This window comes from Pseudomonas sp. B2021, assembly GCF_018135665.1.
Classification (GTDB): Bacteria; Pseudomonadota; Gammaproteobacteria; order Pseudomonadales; family Pseudomonadaceae; genus Aquipseudomonas; species Aquipseudomonas lactis.
This window is the reverse complement of sequence record NZ_SMOF01000010.1, coordinates 1-4,267: the sequence shown is the minus strand read 5'-3', so window position 1 is coordinate 4,267 and position 4,267 is coordinate 1. Positions and strand designations below refer to the sequence as shown.

Below are 4,267 nucleotides of genomic sequence, written 5' to 3'. Positions count from 1 at the left end.
CTTGCTCGCGAAAAACGTCAACGATAACGCGTGTTTGCTGAATGAACGCGGCGCCTGTAAGTTTTTCGCGAGCAAGCTCGCTCCTACAAAAAGCCTTAACTGACTGGTATTCGGGCTTGCCCGCGATGACGATAGAGCAGGCACCACAGCGTTCCCAGGTTAGCCCTGACGCTCCTGTTCCAAGGCATCTGCCTGCTCAACGGCCTTCTGCCCCTTCGTCTTCAACTCACTCACAATCACCGCCACCACAATCAACACCGCGCCCAGCATCGCGATTGGCGGGAACCGTTCCCCGGCGATTCGCCCCACAACGCCGGCCCACACCGGCTCACCGGCATAAATCAACGTCGCCCGGGTTGGCGAAACACTTTGCTGGGCCCAGTTCATCGCCACCTGGATCACCGCACTGGTCAAGCCCAGGCCCACGGCACTGAACAACAGCAGCCAGGAAAAGCCCGGCAACGCCTCGCCCATGGGCACCACCATCATGAACGACAGCACCGAAGCGGTGGCCAGTTGCACCACGGTCACCCGACGAATATCCACTTGGCCTGCAAATGCGCTGATCAAGATGATCTCGGCCGCTATTGCCACGGCACCGACCAGCGTAGCGATTTCACCTGGGCTGAAGTTCAGTGAAGCCCCCGCCGGGCCGGTCAACAGCATCAACCCGGCAAACGCCAGCATGATGCCGATGCTGGGCATCAACCCGGGGCGACGGCCCAATACCAGCCACTGCAACAGCGGCACGAATGGTACATACAAGGCGGTGATAAACGCCGACTGGCTGCTCAAGATGGTTTGCAGGCCAATGGTCTGCAAGCCATAGCCGAACATGATCGCCACCCCGATAAACACCCCGGCCTTCAATTCGAACAGGGTCAGGTCGCGCAGGGTGCGCAAGGAAAAAAGCCCAACCACTATCGTCGCCGCCGCGAAGCGCAGACCCACAAAAAACATCGGCCCGCTGACGGCCATAGCGTGCTGCACGAGCAAAAAGGTGCCGCCCCAGATCATGGTGATCACCACCAGGATGCATTCGGCTTTACTGAAACGGTTGAAACGCGAAGGGGAGTTCGGGGTGGTCATGGCGGCTCGGTCTTGCAAGGGGAAAGCACGGACCGCACAATGCGCCGCACGCTGGGCAGTATACTGCGCACACCCACCTATTGAGCAATATAGTGCACAAAGAAAATCCGCAACGGGCCTCGGTCCTGCAGCACGTCAGCCAGAACGTTCGTCGCCTGCGCCATGCCGCCGACCTGAGCCAGACCGCGCTCTCGGAAAAGTCCGGTGTCAGCCGGCGCATGCTGGTGGCGATTGAAGCGGGGGAGAAGAACGTCAGCCTGTCGACCCTGGACCGTGTCGCCGAAGCGTTGGACGTGGCGTTCAGTGATCTGATTCAGGCGCCGGATGCTCCCGATCACAGCTGCATCAACGAGCTGGCCTGGGCGGGTGAGATCCCGGGCAGCAAAGCCGTATTACTGGCTAAGGCTAACGCTCGACGTGAAGTTGAATTGTGGGAGATGCGCTTGGAACCAGGGGATCGCTACTGTCCCGAGCCGGATCCGGAAGGGTGGAGCGTGCAGTTGTTTGTATATGAAGGTCACCTGACACTGAAAGTGGGAGACGAAAAAATAATCGTCAGCGCTGGCGAGTTTTTTATGTTTGCCAGCCGCCAAGGCCACGTCTACCGCAATGATAGTGAGGTCGCGGTGCAGTTTGTTCGTAATGTCGTTATTTGATTAATTTGTCAGGTGTCTGTCGACAGTTTTTATTGTTTGTCAACTGTTGAGTTTGACAGGTTTAAGCGTTCGTCATATTTGCTAGATTGGTTTCTCGATATCGTTGATGTGCTATCAGCGCAAGTCGAGTTAACTTATTGAAGGAGATAGTCAATGGATATTTTTTTGCCTGATCCAGCTACAAACCTGCCTGGCTCGACGTTGCCTGATGCTTCGATCACTCCGGTGAACCCTGATGGGACGCTCAATAATCACGATATCGAGAATAAACTCGCTTACATGCACGTGTTCCCCTATGCCGGTATCCAACTTGAGGACGAGGTAGCTTGCTCCCAAAAAGTGGAGGGCGGAACGTGGTTCAGTTTTCGTGAGGTCACTAATCCTTGCGCCACTATCGACGTATTAGTACGTTCATTGCGTGGTGGCACTACGACAACTATTTCGTATTACGTGAGGCGCGGGGGAGAAATTGTGGGGCGCTCCGGAGAAAGGGTCTATCACGTCGTATAGGGCTTTCTAACCTGAGTGTTTTGATAAGTCATGCAACGTTTGTCCTTGCCATCTGTTCTGGCGTGATTTTCCAGTGTTTTCATATGGCGAGGAGACTTGGACGCACGCGAAAGTCGTGGCTGTTTCCAGTGCGATAATTGTCAATAGATCGCCATGACAAAAACAGCTGCTGATTGTTTTATCTTACCCTTCCAAAAGCTGCGAACATCGGTATCTGTCTGTGCATCGGCTCTCCATTTCATTGCCAACTGCCACGGCCCGCCTTGCTCTCGCAGCGTTTCAGTCAAAGACAATCCTAATTGCCCAGGCCATGCTAATGCCCGCGAGTAGCGGGTGAGGCTCCTGATCGCTGAGCACACTGTCAATGTCGCGTTCAACTATGCATCTCAGAGCTACGTGCTGGATACTGGGCGGGTGGTCCTGAGTCGCAGTACCGCGCCGTTGTTGGTGCGGGACATGACATTTGTCTGGGCAAACAGTAAGGGTGAACCAGCATGAATCAATCAACTCGCAACGCTGACGTGCTGATCATCGGTGGCGGCCTGAGCGGTACGATGCTGGCCGTGCAACTGCTGCGCCTACCGGGCACGCGGCGCATCCTGATAGTCGAACCTCGCGCTGAACTGGGGCGTGGCGAAGCCTACAGCGCGGTCGAATTGGGCCATACGCTGAACGGCAATGCCGCCCGCATGAGCGTTGACCCGGACAATGCTGACGACCTCACTCAGTGGCTCACCGACTACATCAGCGCCGGGGGATGGCCCGAGTCGTATCAACAGCATGTGCCCATCAGCGAGCTGTTCCCGCCACGGGGGCTTTTCGGCCTGTACGCGCAGCAGCGTCTGGCGCAAGCCAAGGCGCTTTCTACATCGAGCGTCGAGCACATCCGCGCCGAAGGGGTAGACCTGCAAGTCGATGCCACCTCGGCGTTGTTGACTCTCGATACTGGCGAGCAACTGCGCGGCGCCTGTGCGGTATTGGCCACTGGCATGTTCCCGGCGGCGCGCACTCCGCAGACCGAGTCCACAGGATTGAATGCCGCCGCGCTGGACCCCTGGGATGTCCCCGCGATGACTCGTCTCGACCCACAATCGACCGTGCTGATCATCGGCTCGGGCCTGACCATGGTCGATGCCGTGGTCTCCCTGGAGCAGGCCGGCCATCGCGGGCCTATCGAGGTTTTTTCGCGCCACGGCTTGTTGCCCCATGTACGCCGGCAACCGCCGAGCTGGAACGACTTCCTCGCCGCCGACCACAGCCTGAGCAGCCCCCGACAGTTGCTGCGTGAGGTGCGACGCCAATGCCAGCTCGCGTTGGGGCAAGGCACAGACTGGCAGGCGCCGTTGGACACGGTGCGCGTGCACATAGCGCGCCTGTGGAGCCAGGCCAGTGAGGCTCAGAAACGCCAGTTTGTGCGGCATGTGCGCCCCTGGTGGGAAAGCCACCATCACCGTTCGCCGCCAATGAGTGCGCAATTGGTGGAGCGCTTGCAGGAGGAAGGGCGGCTGCGGATTCATGCGGCGTCGTTCAAGGGCTTGATGCCGTCGCAAGAGGGGGTTGCCATTGCGCTGCGCTACCGTGGTGAAGAGATGATCAATCAGGTTGTGGGCGCTGCGCTGATCAATTCCAGCGGCATCGAATACGACTGGCGCCGGGTGGCCCGGCCTTTGCCGCAGCAATTGCTCAAGCGCGGGTTGGTCCAGCCTGGGCCATTGGCGCTGGGGATCGCGGCGGATGCAACGGGGGCGGTGCTGGATGCTCGGGGCCAGGTCAGCCCGCGACTGTTCGCCATGGGGCCGCCGTTGCGGGGGATGTGGTGGGAAAGTACGGCGGTGACCGATGTGGCGCTGCAGGCCAAGGCGCTGGCCGCCAGGCTTACGACAGCTATCTAACGGATGCCACAGGGCCAAATGTAGGAGCTGGCTTGCCTGCGAAGAGCCTGAGGGCACCGCGTTTGTTCAGGAAGCACGCGTTATCGTTGACGTTTTTCGCGAGCAAGCTCGCTCCTACAG

Annotated in this window: 5 protein-coding genes and 1 pseudogene; 4 read left to right on the top strand and 2 right to left on the bottom strand. The window is 58.6% G+C overall.

Annotated features, from left to right (window positions below; translation table 11 throughout):
* Positions 1-159: 159 nt before the first annotated feature.
* On the bottom strand, positions 160-1,089 hold the full coding sequence (locus tag E1K68_RS27370) for a DMT family transporter (protein WP_003192156.1): 930 nt from the start codon (positions 1,087-1,089) through the stop codon (positions 160-162).
* A gap of 92 nt (positions 1,090-1,181) precedes the next feature.
* On the opposite strand from E1K68_RS27370, the gene E1K68_RS27365 reads away from it, so the two are divergent.
* Both E1K68_RS27365 and E1K68_RS27360 read left to right on the top strand, forming a co-directional pair.
* A complete protein-coding gene (locus E1K68_RS27365; protein ID WP_003192155.1) occupies positions 1,182-1,745 on the top strand; it encodes an XRE family transcriptional regulator in 564 nt (187 codons plus the stop codon).
* A 153-nt stretch (positions 1,746-1,898) separates the two neighbouring features.
* Entirely contained in the window at positions 1,899-2,255 is a 357-nt protein-coding gene (locus E1K68_RS27360) for a hypothetical protein (RefSeq protein ID WP_032900748.1), read from the top strand.
* 140 nt (positions 2,256-2,395) lie between these two features.
* Here the strand turns inward: E1K68_RS27360 and E1K68_RS27355 are convergent, their stop codons facing one another.
* Entirely contained in the window at positions 2,396-2,542 is a 147-nt protein-coding gene (locus E1K68_RS27355) for a hypothetical protein (protein WP_157255546.1), read from the bottom strand.
* Positions 2,543-2,576: 34 nt separating this feature from the next.
* Between E1K68_RS27355 and E1K68_RS28155 the strand changes: the two are divergent.
* A pseudogene (locus E1K68_RS28155) lies at positions 2,577-2,737 on the top strand (ABC transporter ATP-binding protein); the annotation flags it as partial.
* 12 nt (positions 2,738-2,749) lie between these two features.
* A complete protein-coding gene (locus E1K68_RS27350; RefSeq protein WP_212614948.1) occupies positions 2,750-4,147 on the top strand; it encodes an FAD/NAD(P)-binding protein in 1,398 nt (465 codons plus the stop codon).
* Positions 4,148-4,267 lie beyond the last annotated feature (120 nt).

Bases quoted from the DNA above. Each gene is read 5' to 3' on its own strand.
- E1K68_RS27350 (WP_212614948.1), top strand. From the start codon at position 2,750: ATGAATCAATCAACTCGCAACGCTGACGTGCTGATCATCGGTGGCGGC.
- E1K68_RS27370 (WP_003192156.1), bottom strand. From the start codon at position 1,089: ATGACCACCCCGAACTCCCCTTCGCGTTTCAACCGTTTCAGTAAAGCC.
- E1K68_RS27360 (WP_032900748.1), top strand. From the start codon at position 1,899: ATGGATATTTTTTTGCCTGATCCAGCTACAAACCTGCCTGGCTCGACG.